The sequence below is a fragment of the Amylolactobacillus amylophilus DSM 20533 = JCM 1125 genome, from assembly GCF_001936335.1.
In the GTDB taxonomy this organism is placed as follows: Bacteria; Bacillota; Bacilli; order Lactobacillales; family Lactobacillaceae; genus Amylolactobacillus; species Amylolactobacillus amylophilus.
In genome coordinates this window covers 283,820-306,731 of record NZ_CP018888.1, presented here as the reverse complement: position 1 = coordinate 306,731, position 22,912 = coordinate 283,820, and the positions used below count along the sequence as shown (strand labels likewise).

At 44.7% G+C, this 22,912-nt stretch carries 24 protein-coding genes and 1 pseudogene; 23 read left to right on the top strand and 2 right to left on the bottom strand.

Annotated features, from left to right (window positions below; translation table 11 throughout):
* Positions 1–5 precede the first annotated feature (5 nt).
* From ruvA to trxA, 17 genes and pseudogenes are all read left to right on the top strand, one after another.
* A complete protein-coding gene (gene ruvA / locus LA20533_RS01705; protein WP_054745543.1) occupies positions 6–602 on the top strand; it encodes a Holliday junction branch migration protein RuvA in 597 nt (198 codons plus the stop codon).
* Positions 599–1,609, top strand: a complete 1,011-nt coding sequence (ruvB, locus tag LA20533_RS01700) for a Holliday junction branch migration DNA helicase RuvB (protein ID WP_054745545.1) — start codon at positions 599–601, stop codon at positions 1,607–1,609. The genes ruvA and ruvB overlap by 4 nt, the downstream gene beginning before the upstream one ends.
* Positions 1,609–2,640 (top strand): tRNA preQ1(34) S-adenosylmethionine ribosyltransferase-isomerase QueA, encoded by a 1,032-nt coding sequence (gene queA, locus LA20533_RS01695; RefSeq protein WP_056946470.1) that lies wholly within the window; start codon positions 1,609–1,611, stop codon positions 2,638–2,640. The genes ruvB and queA overlap by 1 nt, the downstream gene beginning before the upstream one ends.
* 94 nt (positions 2,641–2,734) lie before the next feature.
* Positions 2,735–3,874: a tRNA guanosine(34) transglycosylase Tgt gene (tgt, locus tag LA20533_RS01690; protein WP_056946468.1), complete on the top strand. Its 1,140-nt coding sequence runs from the start codon at positions 2,735–2,737 to the stop codon at positions 3,872–3,874.
* A gap of 20 nt (positions 3,875–3,894) precedes the next feature.
* Positions 3,895–4,290: a preprotein translocase subunit YajC gene (gene yajC / locus LA20533_RS01685; protein WP_075362776.1), complete on the top strand. Its 396-nt coding sequence runs from the start codon at positions 3,895–3,897 to the stop codon at positions 4,288–4,290.
* A 101-nt stretch (positions 4,291–4,391) separates the two neighbouring features.
* Complete coding sequence (gene zwf, locus LA20533_RS01680) at positions 4,392–5,825, top strand: glucose-6-phosphate dehydrogenase (RefSeq protein ID WP_056946466.1); 1,434 nt, start codon at positions 4,392–4,394, stop codon at positions 5,823–5,825.
* Between the two features lie 5 nt (positions 5,826–5,830).
* Entirely contained in the window at positions 5,831–6,955 is a 1,125-nt protein-coding gene (gene dinB, locus LA20533_RS01675) for a DNA polymerase IV (protein ID WP_056946785.1), read from the top strand.
* A 28-nt stretch (positions 6,956–6,983) separates the two neighbouring features.
* Complete coding sequence (locus tag LA20533_RS01670; RefSeq protein WP_056946464.1) at positions 6,984–7,949, top strand: DHH family phosphoesterase; 966 nt, start codon at positions 6,984–6,986, stop codon at positions 7,947–7,949.
* Positions 7,939–9,294, top strand: coding sequence for a DEAD/DEAH box helicase (locus LA20533_RS01665; RefSeq protein ID WP_056946462.1), 1,356 nt, complete (start codon positions 7,939–7,941; stop codon positions 9,292–9,294). Before LA20533_RS01670 ends, LA20533_RS01665 begins: the two co-directional genes overlap by 11 nt.
* Positions 9,295–9,530: 236 nt before the next feature.
* Positions 9,531–12,173, top strand: coding sequence for an alanine--tRNA ligase (alaS, locus tag LA20533_RS01660; RefSeq protein WP_056946460.1), 2,643 nt, complete (start codon positions 9,531–9,533; stop codon positions 12,171–12,173).
* 60 nt (positions 12,174–12,233) lie between these two features.
* Entirely contained in the window at positions 12,234–12,491 is a 258-nt protein-coding gene (locus tag LA20533_RS01655) for an IreB family regulatory phosphoprotein (protein ID WP_054745549.1), read from the top strand.
* Positions 12,491–12,922: a Holliday junction resolvase RuvX gene (ruvX, locus tag LA20533_RS01650; protein ID WP_054745551.1), complete on the top strand. Its 432-nt coding sequence runs from the start codon at positions 12,491–12,493 to the stop codon at positions 12,920–12,922. Before LA20533_RS01655 ends, ruvX begins: the two co-directional genes overlap by 1 nt.
* Entirely contained in the window at positions 12,922–13,245 is a 324-nt protein-coding gene (locus LA20533_RS01645; RefSeq protein WP_054745553.1) for a DUF1292 domain-containing protein, read from the top strand. Before ruvX ends, LA20533_RS01645 begins: the two co-directional genes overlap by 1 nt.
* 127 nt (positions 13,246–13,372) lie before the next feature.
* Positions 13,373–13,711 carry a cell division protein ZapA gene (locus tag LA20533_RS01640; protein ID WP_075362775.1) on the top strand — a complete coding sequence of 113 codons (339 nt, stop codon included), beginning with the start codon at positions 13,373–13,375 and terminating at the stop codon, positions 13,709–13,711.
* 3 nt (positions 13,712–13,714) lie between these two features.
* Positions 13,715–14,263: a CvpA family protein gene (locus tag LA20533_RS01635; RefSeq protein ID WP_054745555.1), complete on the top strand. Its 549-nt coding sequence runs from the start codon at positions 13,715–13,717 to the stop codon at positions 14,261–14,263.
* 41 nt (positions 14,264–14,304) lie between these two features.
* Positions 14,305–16,665, top strand: coding sequence for an endonuclease MutS2 (locus LA20533_RS01630; RefSeq protein WP_056946458.1), 2,361 nt, complete (start codon positions 14,305–14,307; stop codon positions 16,663–16,665).
* Between the two features lie 71 nt (positions 16,666–16,736).
* Positions 16,737–17,075 (top strand): annotated as a pseudogene (gene trxA, locus LA20533_RS01625) (thioredoxin); the annotation flags it as partial.
* Positions 17,076–17,144: 69 nt separating this feature from the next.
* Here trxA and LA20533_RS01620 read toward each other — a convergent pair.
* Positions 17,145–17,552 (bottom strand): YslB family protein, encoded by a 408-nt coding sequence (locus LA20533_RS01620; RefSeq protein WP_054745557.1) that lies wholly within the window; start codon positions 17,550–17,552, stop codon positions 17,145–17,147.
* Between the two features lie 88 nt (positions 17,553–17,640).
* Here LA20533_RS01620 and murI point away from each other — a divergent pair, with 88 nt between their 5' ends.
* The 5 genes from murI (at position 17,641) to LA20533_RS01595 (ending at position 20,555) form a co-directional block, all read left to right on the top strand.
* The gene (gene murI / locus LA20533_RS01615; RefSeq protein WP_056946453.1) at positions 17,641–18,438 is read left to right on the top strand and encodes a glutamate racemase; all 798 of its coding nucleotides are present in this window, start codon (positions 17,641–17,643) and stop codon (positions 18,436–18,438) included.
* A 32-nt stretch (positions 18,439–18,470) separates the two neighbouring features.
* Entirely contained in the window at positions 18,471–19,091 is a 621-nt protein-coding gene (locus LA20533_RS01610; protein ID WP_056946451.1) for an XTP/dITP diphosphatase, read from the top strand.
* Positions 19,084–19,608 (top strand): metallophosphoesterase, encoded by a 525-nt coding sequence (locus tag LA20533_RS01605; RefSeq protein ID WP_054745559.1) that lies wholly within the window; start codon positions 19,084–19,086, stop codon positions 19,606–19,608. The genes LA20533_RS01610 and LA20533_RS01605 overlap by 8 nt, the downstream gene beginning before the upstream one ends.
* A 105-nt stretch (positions 19,609–19,713) precedes the next feature.
* Positions 19,714–20,139, top strand: coding sequence for a DUF948 domain-containing protein (locus LA20533_RS01600; protein ID WP_056946782.1), 426 nt, complete (start codon positions 19,714–19,716; stop codon positions 20,137–20,139).
* Positions 20,140–20,150: 11 nt separating this feature from the next.
* Positions 20,151–20,555 carry a YtxH domain-containing protein gene (locus tag LA20533_RS01595; protein WP_054745561.1) on the top strand — a complete coding sequence of 135 codons (405 nt, stop codon included), beginning with the start codon at positions 20,151–20,153 and terminating at the stop codon, positions 20,553–20,555.
* Between the two features lie 49 nt (positions 20,556–20,604).
* On the opposite strand, the gene LA20533_RS01590 is transcribed toward LA20533_RS01595, so the two are convergent.
* Complete coding sequence (locus tag LA20533_RS01590) at positions 20,605–21,705, bottom strand: M24 family metallopeptidase (protein WP_054745597.1); 1,101 nt, start codon at positions 21,703–21,705, stop codon at positions 20,605–20,607.
* 148 nt (positions 21,706–21,853) lie between these two features.
* Here LA20533_RS01590 and ccpA point away from each other — a divergent pair, with 148 nt between their 5' ends.
* Positions 21,854–22,855, top strand: coding sequence for a catabolite control protein A (gene ccpA / locus LA20533_RS01585; protein ID WP_054745563.1), 1,002 nt, complete (start codon positions 21,854–21,856; stop codon positions 22,853–22,855).
* Positions 22,856–22,912 lie beyond the last annotated feature (57 nt).

The window sequence follows — 22,912 nt, the reverse complement described above, 5'->3', positions numbered from 1 at the left end:
TTACTATGTACGAATATTTGAAAGGTATCATTACGGCAATTACCCCCGGTTATTTAGTGTTAGATGTTTCTGGTATTGGCTACAAGCTTTATTGTCCCACGCCCTACACCTATGATGTGAATCAAGAAGCGAAGCTTTTCGTTGAACAAATTATCCGGGATACGGAGCACAGCTTGTACGGCTTTGCCTCGGCTGAGGATAAGGCCTTATTTCTGAAGCTCTTGAGTGTCTCCGGTATTGGTCCCAAAAGTGCGCTGGCAATTATGGCGGCAGAGAACACTACTAGCCTGGCCAACGCAATTGAGAACGGCGAGACAGCGTACTTGACTAAATTCCCCGGGGTCGGAAGGAAGACCGCATCACAGATTGTGCTTGATTTGAAGGGCAAATTGGGTGATTATGCGGTAGGACAACAAAGTATCTTCGATCAGGCGGCTGTCTCACCCGATCTAAATGATGCATTACTGGCACTTGTTGCCTTAGGCTATACTCAGAAGGAAGTCGATAAGATTACACCCAAATTATTGGAGAATAATTTCGATCACGCTGAGGATTACATCAAACTCGGGTTAAATTTATTATTGAAAAAGGTAACTAAATGACGGACGATAGATTGTTAGCACAAGATAACTATGATGCGGATGAAGAAAAATTAGAGTTATCACTCAGGCCACAATTTCTTTCTCAGTATATTGGCCAGACAAAGGTTAAAGAAGAGATGGCGATCTATATTTCTGCGGCCAAGAAAAGAGAAGAGGCGCTAGATCACGTCCTTTTGTACGGGCCACCTGGGCTCGGTAAAACTACACTTGCAATGGTTATCGCAAACGAATTACAGGTGAAGATCAAGAGTACAAGTGGGCCAGCCATTGAGAAAGCCGGAGATTTAGTTGCTCTCTTATCAGAACTTGATCCCGGAGATGTTTTGTTCATCGACGAGATTCACAGGTTGCCAAAGGCGGTGGAGGAGGTACTTTATTCGGCAATGGAGGACTTCTACATTGACATCGTCGTTGGTCAGGGGCAGGCTACCCATCCTGTCCACGTTCCACTGCCACCGTTCACGCTCATCGGCGCGACGACGCGTGCTGGTCAACTGTCCGCCCCGTTACGCGATCGATTCGGCATTGTTGAGCACATGCAGTTCTACGATGTGTCTGATTTACGAAAAATTGTGCAACGAACCGCAAAAGTATTCGATTCTGAAATTGATGTGTCCGCGGCAGATGAGCTTGCCCGGCGTTCACGGGGGACACCACGGGTCAGCAATCGGTTGTTGAAGCGGGTACGGGACTTTGCCGAGGTGAAAAACGAGCGGAAGATTTCCCTAGAAACCACGCGTGAAGCGCTGGACAAGTTACAGGTTGATATCGAGGGCTTAGATCAGACAGACAGACGGCTCCTTTTGATGATGATTAATAACTATCACGGCGGCCCTGTTGGAATCAAGGCCATCGCAGCCAATGTGGGTGAGGACCAAGAAACAATTGAAGAGGTGTATGAACCATACCTCTTGCAAAAGGGTTTTATCAAACGAACACAAAGGGGTCGCGCCGTTACCCAAAAGGCGTACAAGCACCTTGGAATTGATTTTTTAGGAGAAGATTAATGTTAACTACTGAAGATTTTGACTACGATTTACCGGAAGAACTGATTGCTCAGACTCCAATTGAGCAACGTGACACCTCAAGACTACTAGTACTTGATCACCAAACGGGCGAATTACTGGATCAACATTTCTACAATATCATTGACCAGTTGCACGCCGGGGATGCACTTGTGATGAACGATTCCCGTGTGATGCCTGCCAGATTACATGGATTGAAAGAGGGGACAGGTGCCCACATTGAACTGCTTTTGTTGAAGAATATCGTAGGTGATAAGTGGGAAGTACTTGCTAAGCCAGCCAAAAAAGTTCCGGTAGGTTCGGTGATTGACTTTGGTGACGGCGCACTGAAGGCCACTGTGACTAAGGAGCTGGACTTCGGTGGTCGAGAAATTACGTTTAGTTATGAAGGAATCTTTCTTGAGGTATTAGAAGCTTTGGGTGAGATGCCCCTGCCACCATACATTAAGGAGAAGCTGGACGATCCGGAGCGCTACCAGACGGTCTATGCGAAGGAAATGGGTTCGGCCGCTGCTCCTACAGCAGGCTTACATTGGACTAAAGATTTATTGGCAAAAGTTCAGGCTAAGGGTGTTAAGCTAGTCTATCTGACACTGCATGTGGGCCTTGGGACTTTTAGACCAGTCTCGGAAGAAAATATTCTGGATCACGAGATGCACAGTGAGTTCTATTCCCTGTCTGAGGACGCCGCAAGGACCCTGAACGAGGTCAAACAAAACGGTGGCCGAATCGTGGCTACGGGAACGACTAGTATCCGGACACTCGAAACTATTGCTACTAGAAATGATGGTAAAATCGTGGCGGAATCTGGCTGGACGGATATTTTTATTTATCCGGGCTATGAATGGAAGGTTGTTGACGCGTTCATCACAAACTTTCATTTACCGAAGTCCACGCTCGTAATGCTCGTGGCCTCGTTTACTGGACGAGAGACGATTCTAAACGCCTACAAACACGCTGTGCAGGAGAAATACCGTTTCTTCAGTTTTGGCGATGCAATGTTTATCAAATAGTTAATGTACGGAGAAAAATAACCTGATTATTTGACTTGTACACCATTGATTCGCTAGTATGTGCTAGTGAATCTTTTTTTGAAAGGAAATATTTGTGAGCTCACCGTTAACGTATAAATTAATTCATCAAGATAAAAAAACCGGTGCTAGATTGGGCGAGATTACAACACCACATGGTACGTTCCAGACACCGATGTTCATGCCCGTTGGTACCCAGGCCTCAGTAAAGACTTTGGCACCGGAGGAATTAAAAGAGATGGGGGCGGGGGTAATCCTCGCTAATACATATCATCTCTGGCAAAGACCGGGACCGGAAATCGTGAAGGAGGCCGGTGGACTACATAAGTTCATGAACTGGGATCAAGCAATCCTGACCGATTCTGGTGGCTTTCAGGTATTTTCTTTGGCGCAGATGCGGGACATCAAGGAAGAGGGAGTCACATTTAAGAGCCATATTTCGGGTGCGAAGATGTTCCTTTCCCCCGAGAAAGCAATTGGAATTGAAAATGATCTTGGTCCAGACATCATGATGAGCTTGGATGAGTGTCCACCATACTTCTCAGACTTTGAATACCTGCAGAAATCCGTTGCGCGGACCTCACGTTGGGCCGAGCGCGGTCTAAAAGCACACAGAAATCCTGATACCCAAGCCCTATTTGGTATCGTTCAGGGCGGACCACATGAAGAATTACGGCGTCAAAGTGCCCAAGATCTAGTCTCGCTCGATTTCCCGGGTTATTCAATTGGTGGATTGAGTGTGGGTGAATCTAAGGAAGAAATGAACCGGATGCTAGAATTTACCACTCCCTTATTGCCGCAGAATAAGCCCCGTTACCTGATGGGCGTTGGCTCACCAGATGCGTTGATTGATGGCGTAATTCGTGGTATCGATATGTTCGATTGTGTCTTACCCACGAGAATTGCCAGAAATGGTACCGTCATGACCAGTCATGGCCGTTTAGTTGTAAAGAATGCTAAATATGCCCATGATTTCACACCGATGGATCCAGAGTGTGATTGTTACGCCTGCCGCAATTACACGCGGGCCTATATCCGTCACTTGATTAAGGCAGATGAGACCTTCGGTATCAGACTTACTAGCTATCATAACGTCTATTTTCTACTTAACTTGATGAAAAAAGTGCGTGCTGCCATCATGAATGATGAGTTATTAGAATTTAGGGCTGATTTTTTCGAGAAATATGGCTATAATGATTCAAGTAGAGACTTTTAGAAAATAGATGAGGTGTTAGATTGAATACTTTTTTAGTTGGAGCAGCAGCTGGTGGCAGTAACATGATCATGATATTCGCATTCTTGCTACTGATTGCATTCACCTACTTCACAATGCTCCGTCCACAAAAGAAACAGAACCAAAAGCGCATGGAAATGATTAAGGCTTTGAAGAAGGGCGATCAGGTTGTCTTGATTAGTGGTCTACACGGCAAGATTGATGAAGTCAATGATAGCAATCATACTGTTGTGATTGACGCTGATGGCATTTACCTAACCTTTAATCAGACTGCAGTCCGGGATGTGATCCCGACTGTCACAACTGAAACGACAAATGAACAGTCTACGGAGAAGGATGAGGGTGCTGCCCAAACAGAAGCAGAACCGACAACTGACGACGAAAAGTCAGATAACTAATAAACAGGCATCAAACTAAAACACCTTTTGGTGTTTTTTTATTATCGTGCTAATCAGTAATAGTGTAGAATGTAAGCAGAATGGATAAAAGAGGAACAATGATGCAGACAGAAATTTCAACAACATTTATTATTTTCGGCGGGTCTGGCGACCTGGCACATAGGAAACTCTACCCAGCCTTGTTCAATTTGTATAAACGGGGATTCATCAAGGAACATTTCGCAGTGATTGGCACCGCTAGAAGACCTTGGTCCCACGAATACTTTCAAAATATTGTGACGGAAGCAATTGAGGAAAGTACAAACGATACGACTGGCGTAACTGAATTTGCGTCCCATTTCTACTATCAATCACACGACGTAACCGATACGGAGCATTACAAGGCGCTCAATCAACTGTCTGATCAGCTGGAAGAGAAGTATCAGACTCATGGTAACCGAATTTTCTATATGGCAATGTCACCCCGTTTCTTTGGCACGATTGCGACACACATTCATGATGAACACATTCTAGGTCGGGGATTTAACCGGCTGATCATCGAGAAGCCCTTTGGGAATAATCTAGAGAGTGCGACCGTGCTCAATAAACAGATTAATGCATCCTTCGATGAAGAAGACGTCTACCGCATCGACCACTACCTGGGTAAGGAAATGATTCAAGATATTCTCCCGTTAAGGTTTAGTAATCCCATCATGAAGGCCATTTGGAATGCGGACAATATTGCAAGTATTCAGATTACACTAGCTGAGCAATTAGGTGTCGAGGCGCGTGGTGGCTACTACGAGACCGCAGGCGCATTGCGTGACATGGTCCAAAATCATATTTTTCAGATTGCCACAGTTTTAGCAATGCCTGAGCCTAAAAACCTAACCGCGCACGAGATTCATGAAAGTAAGCAAGCGGTGCTCAATAGTCTGGTGGAGCCGGATGCTGCGGAATTAGCGCACGACTTTGTCCGTGGTCAATATGCTGGCGACGAAGATACGTTGGCCTACGTGGCTGAGAATCAGGTTAGCCCAGACTCGAGTACCGAGACCTTCATTGCAGGTAAAATTAAGTTTGGTGTCGGTCCCCTTGCAGGTGTTCCAATCTACATTCGTACAGGTAAGCGTATGGCTGTCAAGCAGAGTGTGGTCAATATCATTTTTAAAAACACCACCAACCTGTATGACGATGCTAGTCAGAATGTGTTGACCCTGGAGATTGACCCAACTAATACGATCTCCTTAGTGTTGAACGGTAAAAGAGTTGCACATGCTGGCTTGAAGGAGCAGAGGCTAATCTACGAGTACGAAGAGCACATCAAAGATGACGTGCCGGATGCTTATGAGCGTCTGATTGGGGATGCATTAGTGGCGGATTGCACCAATTTCACGAATTGGCACGAGCTAAAATCTTCATGGCAGTATATCGACCGGATCGAACAATTCTGGGCACAGGCTGGGAAAAAGGGCCTTCATCAATATCCACCATTTTGCATGGGACCAAAGGAAGCAAACCAGATCTTCGAATCTGCGACCGATAAGTGGATTTAAAGCAAATGGCATCGATGGATCTATTGCCACCAAATGACACAAATAGAAAAGTAATTCACTTAGACATGGATGCCTTCTACGCGTCAGTCGAGGAGCGGGATAATCCTGTCCTGAAGACGAAGGCACTGGTAATTGCACACGACCCACGGAAGCATCGTGGTCATGGCGTAATTACCACGGCTAATTATCGCGCTCGTAAATATGGTGTTGGCTCGGCCATGCCCGCGCAAAAAGCATTGGACAACATACCGGCAAAAGAGCTCGTCTTTGTTACACCCGACTTCGTCAAGTATCGGGCGGTCTCGGCCACTATTCATGCGATCATGCATGAGGTAACCGACATTGTAGAATCAGTAGCACTGGATGAGGCGTACCTGGATGTCACTCAGAACAAGCTGGGCAAGTTGACCACAATTGAGCTGGCCCAATTTTTACAACAAGAGATTTATCGCCAAACACACTTAACATGCTCCGTTGGGATCAGTTACAATAAATTTCTGGCTAAGCTGGCTTCTGAGTATGCGAAACCGTTTGGCAGAGCAATAATTCTGCCGGATGTGGCGCAAGCGTTTCTGGCGACCAAAGATGTGGGGGATTTCCCGGGCATTGGTAAGAAAACGGCCGTGTTGATGCACGAAATTGGGATCAACACTGGTTATGATCTTCAACAAAAGGACGTGCGCTGGTTGATAGCTAAGTTCAAGAAGGCTGGCTATTATTATGCGCAACATGCGCACGGAATCGATTTACGAGAAGTAATCGGTCAGCGTAAGAGAAAGTCCGTGGGGAAGGAGCGCACGTTTGAACCGGTTATTGTGGACAGGGAACGGGCTCTGCCTTACTTGCAGGACTTTACCGGCTCCATTGCGCAGATTCTAAGGGAGAAACATTTACGCAGCCAGACAATCGTCTTGAAGATTAGATCGAAGGACTTTGAGACGGTGACGAAACGCACCACAATTAAAGAGGTTACGCAGGATGAGGATGTGATCTACCGAGCCGCAGTTTCATTGTTAGACGAGTTTCCCGAGTTTTTAGAGCTTGGTATTCGTTTGCTCGGTATTTCAACAACAAACTTCATTGATGATCAAGTGGAAGAACTAACACTACCGTTATTTGAAACACAATAGTTGCTTAAGAGCTAGGAAGATGGAATTTATGAATAAATTTAGTGAGATTTTAGCCAAAATTGAGGAATATGATAAGATAATTATTCACAGGCATCAAAGCCCGGATCCAGATGCGCTTGGATCACAGAGCGGGCTTGCGCTTGTACTACGGCATGCTTTTCCACAGAAACAGGTCTTAATGGCCGGCGAATCAGTTGGTGATCTTGATTGGATTACGACGATGGACAACGTGGCAGATGCCGATTACGTTGGCGCCCTGGTCATCGTGGTGGATACAGCAAACACACCGAGAATTAGTGACCAACGCTTCCTTCAAGGAGCTGAGCTCATCAAGATCGACCACCACCCAAATGACGATTCATACGGTGACATGCAATACGTTGATGATCAGGCGTCCAGCAGTTCGGAAATAATTGCTGAGTTGATCGAATCCTCAAATGGTGTGTTATCATTAACAGCTGATTCTGCATACGCATTGTACGCTGGTATCGTCGGTGACACAGGGAGATTCTTGTTTAGCTCCACTAGTGCAAGTACTTTTTTGATGGCCCAAAAGTTGGTTGAAACGGGCATCAATCATAACGAAATCTCCCAGAATATTCAGTCTGTCACATTTGCTCAAGCTAAGTTACAAAATGCTGCGCTTGATGAATTGACGATCGACAAGAGCGGCGCTGCATACGTCGTCATTAGTCAGGCTAAGTTACAGGAACTTGGTGTCGACGAAGAGGGTGCCAATGCCGTTGTTAGTGGACCGGGCCGTTTGAAGGAAGTTCTGGCCTGGTTGATTTTCGTGGAAAAAGCGAACGGCAGCTATCGGGTGCATTACCGTTCGAAGGGTCCAATCGTGAATGAATTGGCGAAGAAGCATGACGGCGGTGGTCACGCTCTAGCTAGTGGCGCAAACGCGAAGGATCAGACTGAAGTTCAGCAAATCATCCAAGAGTTAATTGAAGCCTCAGCAGCCTACAAAAAGGAGAAACATGGCGAATAATATTTTTCAAAACGAACTCATTAGGCCGGAACTACGGGCCGGCATTAAGCAACTAGGCTTTAGCGAACCAACGCGAGTTCAGACGGGAGTGATTCCTAAGCTACTGGACGGAAATAATTTGGTGGTCCAGGCAGCGACAGGTTCGGGTAAGACACATGCCTTCATGATTCCGGTATTCAACACGATTGACACTGCACAAAAGACGACGCAGGCAATTATTACTGCCCCAAGTCGGGAACTGGCCCAGCAATTATTTGATAATGCCAGAGACTTACGTGAACGAAGTGGACTTGCGGTGAGTATCATGCATCTGGCCGGTGGCATTGACCGCGAACGACAGATGGCAAAGGTGGAACACCAGCGGCCACAGATAGTGATTGGTACACCAGGCCGCATCAAGGATTTCATTGAGAAGAAGTTAATTAAGGCTGAAGATGTCCAAACTATGATTATTGATGAAGCCGATATGACACTCGATTTAGGCTTCTTGAATGATATCGATGAGATTGCATCACGCTTGAATCAAGATGTTAACATCAGCGTCTTTTCAGCAACCATTCCTGCTCGGCTTAAGCCGTTCTTGAACAAGTATCTCCAGAAGCCGGAGTATATCGTGATTGATAACCCAACGGTGATCTCCCCAACTGTTCATAATTACTTGATTGACATTGGTGGTCGCAGCCGTAACGGTGTTATTTACGATTTGTTAAACATTGGTCAGCCATACATGGTCCTGATTTTTGCCAACACGAAAAGTGATGTTGATGAGATTCATCATTATCTCAGCAAAAAAGGGCTCGTAGTCGCTAAGATTCACGGTGATATTTCGGTTCGTGAACGCAAACGAGTAATGCGTGATGTACAGGATCTGAAGTATCAATACATTGTCGCAACAGACCTGGCAGCTCGTGGAATTGATATTGAGGGCATCTCACTGGTGATTAACGCTGCTTTACCAAAAGATTTAGAATTCTTCATTCATCGTGTCGGTCGGACTGGTCGAAACAACATGGAGGGAACTGCCATTTCTTTGGTAACTGCTGACGAGATGGAGCCCGTGCATCAACTGGAGCACCTAGGTATCAAGTTTGAAATTAAGGCAATCAAGAACGGTGAACTCGTTGATCGAGCTGATTTCGGTCGCAGAAAGAAACGCGAGGCAACGAATGAGAAGCTTGATCCTAAATTAGTAGGACTCGTCAAGAAGTCCAAGATTAAGAGAAAACCTGGTTATAAAAAACGGATCAAGACGGCGATTGCGCGTGATCAGCAGCAGAAACGCAAGATTAGTCAAAGACAGGCTGCTCGTGATGCACGTCGCGCACGTAAAGGTAGAGAAGATTAGCATTGACACGCGTTTTTTGTCATTGTAAAATATAACAGTTACGGGACATGCTTGGCCTAAATGATTAGCACAGAGAGAATCGGCGGTGGAAAGATTCCTAATTAGTGGTCAGGTGCTACCCATAAGTTAAATAATTAAATAAACTCTAAAGAGGTAACAAAACACTGTTGCAATCAAGGTGGTACCGCGCAATCGCGTCCTTGTGTGCAAGGGTGTTTTTTTGTGAAGGAGCAAGTATGAAGCAATTATCAAGTGCAGAAATCAGACAGATGTTTCTCGATTTCTTCAAAAGTAAGAATCATATGGTTGAACCAAGTTCATCACTCATCCCAAAGGATGATCCCACTTTGCTGTGGATTAATTCTGGTGTGGCCACGCTGAAGAAGTATTTCGACGGTTCAGTAATCCCGAAGAATCCACGGATTACGAATGCGCAGAAGTCGATTAGAACGAATGACATAGAGAATGTCGGTAAGACGGCGCGCCACCATACTTTCTTTGAGATGCTTGGGAACTTCTCTGTTGGTGATTACTTCAAGGAGGACGCTATTCCCTGGGCGTGGGAATTCTTGACCAGCCCTAAATGGCTTGATTTTGATCCGGCAAAACTTTATGTGACTGTTTACCCGAAAGATACAGAGGCTGCGCGGATCTGGCTTGAGAAGGTCGGCTTGCCAGAGGATCACCTCTTCAAAGTTGAGGATAATTTCTGGGATATAGGTGAGGGACCTAGTGGCCCCGACTCAGAGATTTTCTACGACCGTGGTCAGGAGTTTAATAATCTGAGCGAAGACGATGAAGAGAGCTATCCTGGTGGTGAAAATGAACGTTACCTGGAGATCTGGAATATTGTCTTCTCCGAATTCAATCACCTACCTGATGGAACTTACGTTGAGCAGCCACATAAGAATATCGATACGGGAATGGGCCTTGAACGCCTGGTTTCGGTCATTCAGAATGCGAAGACAAACTTCGAGACTGATCTATTCTTACCAATAATTCACGCAACGGAGGAGTTGGCCAGTGGTCCTAAGTATGGGAACGACCAAACCGCAGATGTATCATACAAAATCATTGCGGATCACGCACGGACTGTGAGCTTTGCCATCGGTGATGGTGCCTTGCCATCAAATGAGGGGCGGGGCTATGTCTTGCGGCGTTTGCTTCGGCGCGCGGCTCTTAATGGACAAAAGCTGGGTATAAAAGGTGCATTTTTGTACAAACTGGTACCAGTGGTTGGTGAAATAATGAAGTCTTACTACCCAGAGGTCTCAGAGCAGGCTGATTTCATTGCTAAAGTAATCAGGCTTGAGGAAGAGCGATTCCAGGAAACGTTGGCTGATGGATTAAGTCTCTTGAATAACCTGATTGAGGATGCAAAAGCGAGTGGGCAACAAGTAATCGCTGGACGAGATGCATTCAAGTTGTTTGATACATATGGTTTCCCGTATGAGTTGACCTTTGAATATGCGTCCGATGCCGGGCTGGCCGTCGATCAAGCGGCCTTTGAACAAGAGATGGCTGCCCAACGGGAACGGGCCCGTTCTGCACGGACTAAGGCACAATCCATGGGTTCACAGGATGAGACCTTGATGGCGCTGAAGGATAACAGTGAATTCGTTTACGGCACGTTCGAGATTGATGACGCCGAACTTTTAGAGATTGTAGTTAACGATCAGGTCGTTGACACAACGAACGCCGATCATGCTCAATTGATTTTCGACAAAACACCGTTCTATGCAGAAATGGGTGGACAAGTGGCCGATGTCGGACAAATTCTTGACGAGTCTGGCGAGGTAGTTGCTAATGTGACCGATGTGCAGCATGCGCCAAATGGTCAGAATCTCCACTACGTCGATGTGATTTTGCCACTTAAAAAGGGTGCGCGATATCAATTGAAGATTGACGCAGAGTTTAGAAGAAAAGTCCAGCGCAATCATACCGCTACTCACCTGTTGGATCAGGCGCTGCGGAATACGTTGGGGGATCATACACATCAAGCCGGATCCCTCGTTGAACCTACATACCTCCGCTTTGATTTCACTAGCCTTGAGCCAACTACGCCGGCCCAGCTCGTTGCGGTAGAGAAAATGATCAACGAAAAAATTTGGGCGCAAATTCCGGTTGAGACCACGATTACCGACCAGGAGACTGGCAGAAAGATGGGTGCTATCGCGTTATTCGGTGAGAAATATGGCGATGAAGTACGCGTGGTAGACATCGGCGGTTGGTCAATCGAGTTCTGTGGTGGAACTCATGTGGCGAATACCGGTGAGATTGGTTTATTCAAAATTGTGTCAGAGCAGGCGATTGGTGCCGGCACCAGGAGGATTGAAGCCATCACCAGTAAAGAGGCATTTGAATACTTGAACGAGCATTCGAACCTGTTACAACAGATTAAGGATGAGGTTAAATCGACGAAGGTCCAGGATGTGCCTGAGAAGGTGAACCAGTTACAAGTTGCACTAAAGTCGAGTCAAAAAGAGGCCGAGCAACTACAGGCGGAAATTAACCGCAGCAAGACCGGTGATATTTTCGATGACGTGCAGGAAGTTAACGGTCTGCAGGTGATTGCAAAGCAGATTGAAGTCACAAGCATGAACGATCTGAGACAGTTCGCTGATGATTGGAAGAGTCAAGGTAAGTCTGATGTTCTAATTCTGGCGGCAGCCATTGATGGTAAGGCAAACATGATTATTTCACTGAATGACCAGGCCTTAACAAGTGGTCTGAAAGCCGGTGCGATGATTAAGAGTGTTGCTGCAACCTTCGGCGGTGGCGGCGGTGGCCGACCAAACTTGGCCCAAGCTGGTGGTAAGAACCCCGCAGGTTTACCGGCTGCCATCACGCAAGCAATTAAATTAATCGAAGAAAACTAAAAATAATTGTTTTCATAAGGCGTTTACAGTAGAATGAACAATGAATGGGGAGGTATAGAAATGAGCTCATTAGATAAGACAATGCACTTTGATTTTAACGAGAATAAAGGCAAGAATGTGCATGATACACTTGCCGATGTTTATACTGCTTTGGAAGAGAAGGGCTATAACCCAATTAATCAAATTGTTGGTTATTTACTGTCTGGTGATCCCGCCTATATTCCACGGCATAATGACGCACGGAACATGATTCTGAAACATGAACGTGATGAAATAATTGAAGAACTAGTCAAGAACTATCTCGGTAAGTCGAAGTAATGCGCTTATTGGGGTTAGATGTCGGGTCCAAAACAGTCGGTGTTGCTGTCAGTGACCAGTTGGGTATTATTGCCCAGGGTGTTGAGATAATTCCGATTGATGAAGAGACCGAGAACTTCGGCATGCGCAGAATGAAGAAACTGGTCAGAGAATATGAAGTTGACGGTTTCGTAGTCGGCCTGCCGAAGAACATGAACAATACCGTTGGAGAGCGTGCTCTGAAGGCGGAAAGTTATGGCAAGCGGCTGGCAACTAAGTTTGGCTTACCTGTGTTCTACAACGATGAAAGATTAACGACCGTTCAAGCAGAGCGGATGCTAATTGAAGAGGGGAATGTCCGTCGCGAAGATCGAGAGCTCGTGATTGATAAGTTAGCGGCAACGCTCATCCTACAGAATTATCTCGACCAACAAAGAAATGGAGTAAATTAATGGCTGTTAAAATTAATGATCAGAGCAACCTACCCGAGGAAGATCGTCAAATTACTTTGGTTGACGAGAAGGGCAATGAAGAATTATTTGAAGTTCTCTTCACATTTTATTCTGACGATTATGAGAAATCATACGTCTTACTCTACCCAGCAGCGACTGTTGATGAAGAAGACGTGGAGATTCAAGCATTTAGCTTTGACGCGGATGAAGCAGGTGACGCAACAAGTGGTGACCTCCACGAGATTGAGACGGAAGCGGAATGGGACATGGTTGAAGGTGTCTTGAATACTTTCCTAGATGATGATCGTTTGAGTGGTGAGTAAGAAATGAGGACTAGTTACGACTAGTCTTTTTTTACGGATAAAAACTGTGGTCGCGTCAACATTCTAAAAGAGTTAGAATGTACTTATTCAGTAAATGTGTACTTGAGACAAATTTGATAGGTGTGCGATGCAGAAAAGAAGGTACAAGGCCAAAATTGGTGAGAAGAATTATATCATTGTCGGACCGGGTAGTGAGGAACATATGGCGGCCGTCACAAACTACCTCAATGAACAGCTGGCGCAGTTAAAACGTCTCTCGCCCGGAATTACCCTGGAAGAAGCAAGTGTCCTACTGGCATTCAATGCCGTGAGCACTTTCTTGAAACAGGATCGGGTCGATTCTGAGGATCACGCGCACGCACCAAAAAACACCCAGTGGGAGGACAAGCGTGACTCGGTGATCGATGGTGATCTATTCGACGATTCAAATGTCCCCGCAAAACTAACGAAGCAGGAATCAGACTAATACATGTTAAGTTTATTAATCATCATTACTTTTATCATCTTTGGCTATGTGGCGTACAGACGTGGGTTAATCTACCAGGGAGTCATCACAATCACATTTGTGGTCAGCTTTCTCTTAGCTGCACTTCTGTACAGATTGTTCATTCCACTCGTCTCGTTGTGGGTACCCTACCCCTCGGCAACTGCTGCAAGCAAATTTGTTTTCTTCTCGCAAACACTTGGATTAAACTTAGATAAAGCATTTTATGCCGGGATTGCCTTTTCCGTAGTACTCTTATTGATTTGGCTGCTAATAGGTATTTTGCTGAGGGGATTTGCTAAGTTACGGTATGTGGATATTGGTCTTCAACACAACCTAAGTAGTATTTTGGCAATAATTTTAGGCCTGATAGTTGCTGGAGCACTGATTAGCCTGGTACTGGCGTTGCTATCGATGATTCCGCTTGAAGGGGTACAACGGATGATTGAACACTCATTCTTGGCTAAGTTCTTAACTCGTGCCACATTCCCTTGGTCTGCTTTTTATACAAAACTATTTATTGGAATAATCTAAAAGACCACCATGGTCTTTTTTTAAGTTAGAGATTGGAAATTATGAACGAAAAAATATTAAATACACTGGAATTCGCAAAGATTCTAGACCGCTTAGCCGGACTAGCGGTGACCGATGCGGCAAAATTGCGTGCAAGGGCACTCATGCCGCAGACTGATTTAGAAGAAGTACGGTCTGCTATTAATGAGACGTTGGCGATGACAAATGTCCTGCGCGTAATGGGTAGTCTACCAATAGTGAACTTTCAAGACGTTGCGCCAGCAATTAAACGATTGAAGATCGGGGCAGAACTAAACGCCAATGAGTTAGGAAACATCTTACTTGTTCTGCGAATTGCAACTGATGTCAAACGCTTTTTAGCGGATCACGACGAGTTAGATTTATCAGCATTAGATCAACTGCAACAGGAGCTTGTGATTCCCGAAAAGTTGTACAAGAGACTGAAAGACTCATTGGAAGCTGATGGAACGATTCTAGATACAGCAAGTAGCGCACTGGGTTCAATTCGGCATAGCTTTGTCCGGATGGAAGCAAGCATTAAGCAGAAGATGGACAGCTATTTGCACGGCTCCGAGAGTAAATATTTAAGTGAGCAAATTATCACGATTAGAGACGAAAGATACGTCATTCCTGTCCGTCAGGAATACCGGTATAAGTTTGGCGGTGTGGTCCATGATCAAAGCGCCAGTGGTCAGACCCTATTTATTGAACCAAAGGGCGTCGTTGAGTTTAATAACTCGCTCCAGGAAATTGTGGCTCAAGAACGCGCTGAGGTGAAACGGATTCTGGCAGAATTATCGTCAATGGCGGGTGATTTCGTCACAGAAATTACGGTAACGACAGATGCACTAGTAGAACTAGATTTCTTGCAGGCAAAAGCCCGTTTGGCGGATCAAATGCGGGCCACGGAACCACAAGTTAATGACGCACATCAAATTAATCTGATTCAGGCAAGACATCCTTTGATTGACCCAAAGAAGGTTGTACCAAACGATATTAATCTCGGCCTGAAGTTCGACACGATGCTTATTACTGGCCCGAACACGGGTGGTAAAACAATTACTTTGAAAACTCTGGGTTTGCTCCAGTTGATGGCGCAGTCTGGCTTATTCATTCCGGCACACGAGAACAGTCAGGTCGGTGTTTTCACGGAAATTTTTGCGGATATTGGTGATGAGCAGTCGATTGAGCAGAGCCTGAGTACTTTCTCCTCGCACATGGACAACATCATTAAGATTCTTGCTCAAAATGACGAGGATAGCCTTGTTTTGTTCGATGAACTTGGCGCTGGAACCGACCCTGAAGAGGGAGCGGCGCTGGCAATCGCTATTCTGGATACGGTCAGGGCGAAACATAGTAAGGTTGCCGCAACCACCCACTATCCAGAGCTGAAGTTATACGGATATGACCGTAAGCGAACGACTAATGCTAGCATGGAGTTTGACTTAGCCACCTTGTCGCCGACATTTAACCTGCAAATAGGAATTCCTGGTCACAGTAATGCTTTCGCGATTGCGGAGCGTCTAGGGATGCCAAAAGCCATTGTAAAACAGGCACGTGGATTCATGAATAGTGATGATAGTGATTTGAACTCGATGATCACGAAATTGAATATACAGACAAAGGGAGCAACTCAGGCTAAGAAATTGTATGAATCAAGGCTTGAGCAGACCGTTAAACTACGGGATGAATTGACACAGGCACTCGAATTCTATCACCAAAGAGAGCAGAAACAGCTGGACGCCGCTAAGCAAAAGGCTGATGAGATCATTAGAAATGCCCAAGATAAATCAGATAAGATTATTGATCAATTACGAGCAGCACGCGACCAAGGGGCGGCAACGGTCAAGGATGATAAGTTAATTGCCGCAAAGGGTGCGTTGAATCAGTTACGTGATCAGAATCTGGCACACAATAGGGTATTGAAACGGGCGAAGAAACAGCAGCAGATTAAGGTGGGGAACGAGGTTAAGGTACTGAGTTACGGCCAGTTTGGTCAGGTAACACGGAAACTGTCTGATGCAGAGTTCGAGGTTCAGATTGGGGCCTTGAAGGTCAAAGTTAAAAAAGCCGATCTTGAAAAAACAAATCAAGTCGCAAAAACCGGCAAACAACCTGAACGCCAGATTTCACATACTAGTCCGCTTAAGAGAAGCAGTACATCCTCGAGCCTAGACCTACGTGGTAAGCGTTATGATGAGGCAATGACAGAGCTAGATCGTTATATTGATTCTGTGTTACTAGCAGGAATCGATAGTGCAACAATTATTCACGGTATCGGGACCGGCGCTATTAGACAGGGAGTACAGCAGTATCTGAAGCGAAATAAGCGCGTCAAGAGCTTCGGCTATGCGCCTGAAGGTTCAGGTGGTTCCGGTGCGACGATCGTCGAATTCAAGTAAGAAAGTTATTTAATCAGTACTCTGAGCAGTTAACTTGCAAAAAGTAAGCGACATGGTAGAATAAAAAATATACAAATGAAATAGATGAGGTAATAAAAATGGTTACAGAAGTAACAGATCAAAATTTCGTTGATGAGACAAGTGAAGGCGTTGTACTCACAGACTTCTGGGCAACATGGTGTGGTCCATGTAAGATGCAGAGTCCTGTTGTGGACAAGCTTGCCGAGGAAATGGACGAAGTGAAATTCGTTAAGATGGATGTCGATGAGAACCAAAAGACTCCCCAAGAATTTGGGATCATGGCAATTCCTACTTTGCTCATCAAGAAGGATGGAGAAGTCGTTGACAAACTCGTTGGTTACACACCAAAAGAGAAATTAATGGAAATCTTAAACCAATACACAGATTAATCAATATAAAGGCGTCAATTGACTTTTTGCCAATTGACGCCTTTTTTATGGTTGTTATGGATGTAGCGTTTAATCTTTCAAATCAATCACAACATCAATGGTAACGGTATGGCTCTTCTCATCGATAGTGAACTGGGACTCTGCAGTGTGGCCGTTCTCTAATGAGACTGTTTCGGCAATTAAACCTGCTTCTAAACTAAATTCTGTTGATTTAGCGGCAATTCTGTCCGTAACTACGGTCCCGGAAAGTTCAAATTGCAGCTTCTTAGGCTTAGTAGAAATCAATTTTAGTGTGCCAAAGCTGGCAATGGTGAAGAAGTCCGGGAGGTCTTTTACGTTATCGAGTTGATATTGCCTAGCTAGTTTCTTACCTGCCCAGTAGAGAATATCGCGATTATCTGAACCGAGAATGGTGGGTAATAAGAAATCACGGTAAAGTTGGTTCAGAAAATATGTTTGCTCTTCAGATACAGTCAATGTATTCACTCCTAAAATCACGTCTATAACTTGATATTTTACCCTAAATCCACAATAATAAAAACAGAAAGATGAAACTGGTGATATATTGGAAAATAGACCTATTGGATTACTCGACTCCGGCCTAGGTGGCCTGACTGTCGTGAGAAAAGTTATTGAACTAATGCCCGAGGAAAACTTGGTCTTTATTGCTGATCAGGCTCGTCTACCATACGGTGACCGCTCGGTAGCAGAAATTAAGGAATTTACGTGGCAGATGGTTCATTTTTTATTGAAAAAAAACGTTAAGGCAATTGTCTTCGCTTGCAACACGGCTACAGCCGCCGCTCTCGATGAGATTGCGCCGCAATTAGACATTCCGGTTATTGGTGTGATTCAATCAGGAAGCTTAGCAGCAACTAAGGTTACGCAAAACGGTCACGTGGGAATAATCGGGACGAGATCAACGATCGATTCAATGGCCTACGAGAGGGAAATCGGTTCTAGACTTGCAGGTGCCCAAGTAATGGGTCTCGCTACACCCAAACTGGTACCGTTGATTGAATCTGGTAACGAAGTGACGCCAATCAATCAGGAATTGGTGGATAGCTTACAACCATTTGCCGATAGTGATATTGACACTCTAGTGCTCGGATGCACCCATTATCCACTGATTGCGGAGCAGATTCAAAAGAATGTTTCAAGTGAAGTGCGGTTGGTTGATCCAGCAGATCAGACAGCGATCTACACCAGAAATGTTCTGCGCCAGAGAGGATTGCTCCGGACAGGCGACGATGTGGAGCGGGAGTATTTCACCACCGGTGAACCAACTCATTTTGCCCTAGTTGCCAAAAAGTGGTTACACGACCAGAATTTGACGGCAAACAAGGTCGTGCTAGATGCGTAGATATAAAGTGACTGTAAAGGAAATAATTTGAAATGAAAAAAGTATTGTTTGCCACGAATAATCCGGGAAAGATCCGAGAAATCGCTCCTGTTTTTGCAAAAATGGGCTATCAACTAATTACTAATCAGGATTTAACTAATCCGCCAGAGGTCAACGAAACAGGAAGAAGCTTCCAGGAAAATGCCACGTTAAAGGCTCATCAGCTGGCCAACTATTCTCAACTACCCACAATCGCGGATGATTCTGGCTTGATGGTTGATTACTTGAATGGTCAACCGGGTATCTATTCTGCTCGTTATGCCGGTGAGGGACATAACGATGCCCGTAATAATGCAAAGTTGCTGGCTGAACTGGGCGGTGTGCCGGAAGATAAGCGTACCGCAAGTTTCAAAACAGTGATTGTGTTTAGCTGGCCGGGAAAATTTGACGATGATTTGGTCGTGACCGGTGAAGCCAAGGGCACAATCTTGACTGTGCCAGAGGGTAGCGACGGTTTTGGCTATGATCCGCTGTTCTATGTCTCGGATAAGGGCAAAACCTTTGCTAGTATGACTGCGATGGAGAAAAACGAAGTTAGCCACCGTGGCAAGGCCATCCGTGCTTTAGTGGCTGCCTTACCCCAATGGTTGGAAAGTGTAGACGTAAATGAGTAAGTTATTGGTTGTGAGTGATTCACATGGTGATGACCAGATTCTAACAGCGCTAGCAAAGCGCTATGCGGGTGAGGTCGATGTGCTGATTCATGCCGGTGACTCGGAGTTTTACCCTCGGAATCCGCTGATCGCGGACTTTCAAATTGTTGTTGGGAACATGGATTATGGAACCGACTTTCCCGTTTCCATTAACTTAGATTTACCAGAAGCAAGGGTATTCGTGACCCATGGCCATAAATATAACGTGAACTTCGGCCTTAATACTATTTATTTAGCGGGACGAGAGCAGGATGCAGATATCATTATCTACGGGCATACACATCAACTGCTGACGATGATTGATTATGGCGTACTCATTGTTAATCCTGGCTCAATCAGTTTACCTAGGGGAGAATATGCGAGAATTGGTGGTACTTACGCCATAATCGATGTTGCTGCCGACTCGTTTCGGGTACAGTATTATACACGCGAATTTAAGCTGGTTGAAGAATTATCTTTCGAATTTCCCCGTCTATAAAATTACAAATTTATTTTTGAATCCGCTACGAATAAAATTGCGACTACGTTTGAATAATGCTAGACTTTAAATAATAGAAAAAATCTGGAGGATTTAATCATGGATATATCGCTTGGTGCACTAGCAGGACTAATTGCAGCCGTTGCATTTCTTATTTTAGTTTTATTTTTAATTCCAGTCTTGGTTAGGACTGCAAAGACCATGAAGGAAGTAAGCCGAACCGTTGCTACCACTAATAAGACGGTGGAGCAGGTGACTAACAATGTCGATGCCTTATCACAACAAGTCGAAGGTCTCCTGGTTAAGTCAAATACTTTACTGAATGACGTTAACGGTAAGGTTCAAACGCTTGATCCTGTATTCGTTGCTGCTGCTGACCTTGGTCAGAGCGTCTCTGATATTAACACGAGCTCTAAGAATATCGTTCATCGTGTGTCAGGTTTCAGCGGAACGGCTACGAAGGCTGGTGTTGCCGGTACGATTTTAAAAAAAGTGATGCCAAAGAAGAAAAATTCAGAAGAAGTTAAATAAGGAGAATGCATATGTCTAAATTTGGAAGTTTTGTGTTTGGTGTGGTGGTCGGTGCTGCTGCAAGTCTCGTTGCCACAACCTTGCTCACACCCGATACTGTTGAAGAATTAACTGATTCAGTGAAGAACCAGACGAAGGATTTAAAAGACAAGGCTCTAGACTTAAAGAATCAAGCCGAGAGTAAGGTGTCCAGTGTGTCTGGTGAAACCCTTGACAATCTCAAGAAAAAGTATGATAACTCCACTGATCTGATTAAGAGTCAGTTACAATCGTTTCCTAAACAGGTTGTGAACGATGATTCAGAGTTAACAGATTTCGACGATATCATCATCGATGACACAGAGGCCTTCAATGATGACCCGACTGACAATGACAGAATTTTAAATGAATTAAACCAAGAGCAAGATAAAGACTAATTATTCTGGTAAACAAAAAATCACACATTTGATTGTGTGATTTTTTGTTTTAGTGAACTGCAATTGTTTTAAGCTCTTTAGGCGTGTGTGTGAATGGTACGAAGCCATTTTCTGTTAGGTGCCCACAGTCTTCAATTCTGACACCGGCAACACCTGGAATGTAGATACCTGGTTCGATTGAGAAGCACATTCCTGGTTCTAACTCCATGTCGTTACCTTCCATGAGTGAAGGAAATTCATGGGTCGATTTACCAATACCGTGGCCGAGACGGTGATTGAAGTATTCACCATAACCGGCTTTAGTGATGATGTCCCGCGCAACGGCATCTAGCTCAGCAGCGGTGATACCAGGCTTAGCCTTATCCATCGCGGTGAGATTCGCCTCAAGACAAACCTTGAAGATATCTAGCGCCTTATCGCTTGGTGTACCATAAGCGACCGTTCTGGTTGCATCGCTCATATAGCCGTTTTTAACAGTACCAAGATCAAACAGGATAAGTTCGTTAGGCTGAACTGTACTCAAAGTTGGCCCACCGTGTGGATTGGCGGCATTAGCACCGGTCTGAACGATTGTATCGAAGCTCATTTCCATCACGCCGCGTTTCTTCAGTTCATATTCAATTTGACCAACCAGACCACGCTCGGAGACGCCTGTTTGGACCGCGTTGAAAGCCACCTCAAAGGCAAAATCGGCGTCCGCACCGGCTTGTTCCATGATGGCAATTTCTTGTTGTGTCTTATAGAGCCGCGTCTGTTCGATGAAACGAGATGCATCCTGTGTGAATGAGGCGGTTGGAAAAGCTGTTTTGATTGCTTGATAACGGAAAACCGATAAATTATCTTTCTCAATTGCCCATTTTTCAAAATGATTTGTCCGCTCTTTAATTCTTTCTGCTATAATCTTAAAGGGATTTTCATGGTCAAGGTAGCCGTATACATCGGAATCAAACTCGGAGTTCTTAGCCTCCTCGACGTTTAGTTGAGGGGTAAATAGAAATGGGGCTGCATCTTTGAAAACAAAGAGTGCAAGCACACGTTCCTCTGGGTCAGAACCGTAGCCACTGAAATAATTCACATTGACGGGATCACTAATATACGCCACATCGGTGTTAGTATCCTGGAGCCATTTCTGTAATTTATCAAGTTGTATCATAATTTGTAACCTTCTTTTCTCGTGATAATAAAAGTATAGCATAATCATCTGCAAGTAAACGAAAAAACAGCTAGTAACCGCTTGCAAATTTTTGGTATGTTTGTTATTTTAGAGAAGTGCAGACGATTGAAAGCGGAGAATAACGATGGAAAAACAAGAAATAACAATTTACGACGTAGCTCGAGAAGCTAAAGTTTCTATGGCAACTGTTTCCCGTGTTGTTAACGGTAATAAGAATGTACGTGATGATACACGTCAAAAAGTACTTGCTGTTATTGATAGACTTAACTACCAGCCAAATGCGGTTGCTCGCGGACTAGCAAGTAAGAGAACGACAATGATTGGTCTAGTTGTGCCTGAACTTAATAACCTTTATTTCTCCGAGTTATCGAAGGGAATTGACGATATTGCGACTATGTATAAATACAATATTATTATTACAAGTGTTGATACTAGCGTAAATCGTGAAGAAGATGTCATCTCAGCGCTTTTAAGCAAGCAGGTAGATGGAGTTATCTACATGACAAATGAGCTCTCTACGATTGCAAGAGACGCTTTCACGCGTACCAGGACGCCAGTTGTCCTAGCCGGTACAGTTGATGCTGAATCTAAGTTACCAACTGTCAATATCGACTACCAAGCATCAATTACTGAGGCAGTGGAATTGCTGGCTAACAATGGGCGTAAGAAACTTGCCCTGGTTGTTGGCAAAGAGGATGCGGATATTAACCGTTCTTACAGAATGAAGGCCTTCGCTGAAGCTACCACCAAACTAGGATTGACCGACAGCGCTGATTTGATCTTCCCGAATAACTTTGGCTACGAAGATGGTTACGATTTGTATGAGAAGATTAAGGCAAATAATGTTGACGGAATGATTGTGACGAGAGATGTGACCGCTGCTGGGTTAATGAATGCCGCCCTGGACGCCGGGGTGGACGTACCAGCCGATTTAGAGATCATTTCTGCCAATAACACGATTATCTCTAAAATTGTCCGACCAAGTATGACTGCTATCAAACAGCCGTTGTATGATATCGGCGCTGTAAGTATGAGAATGCTCACTAAATTGATTAATAACGAGGAACTCGATGAGGAGCATGTTACATTGCCATATTCTATTTCAAAGCGTAATAGTACTAAATAATTAACTCACTGACAGATAACAAAAAAAGGAATTAACGGCAAAACGTTAATTCCTTTT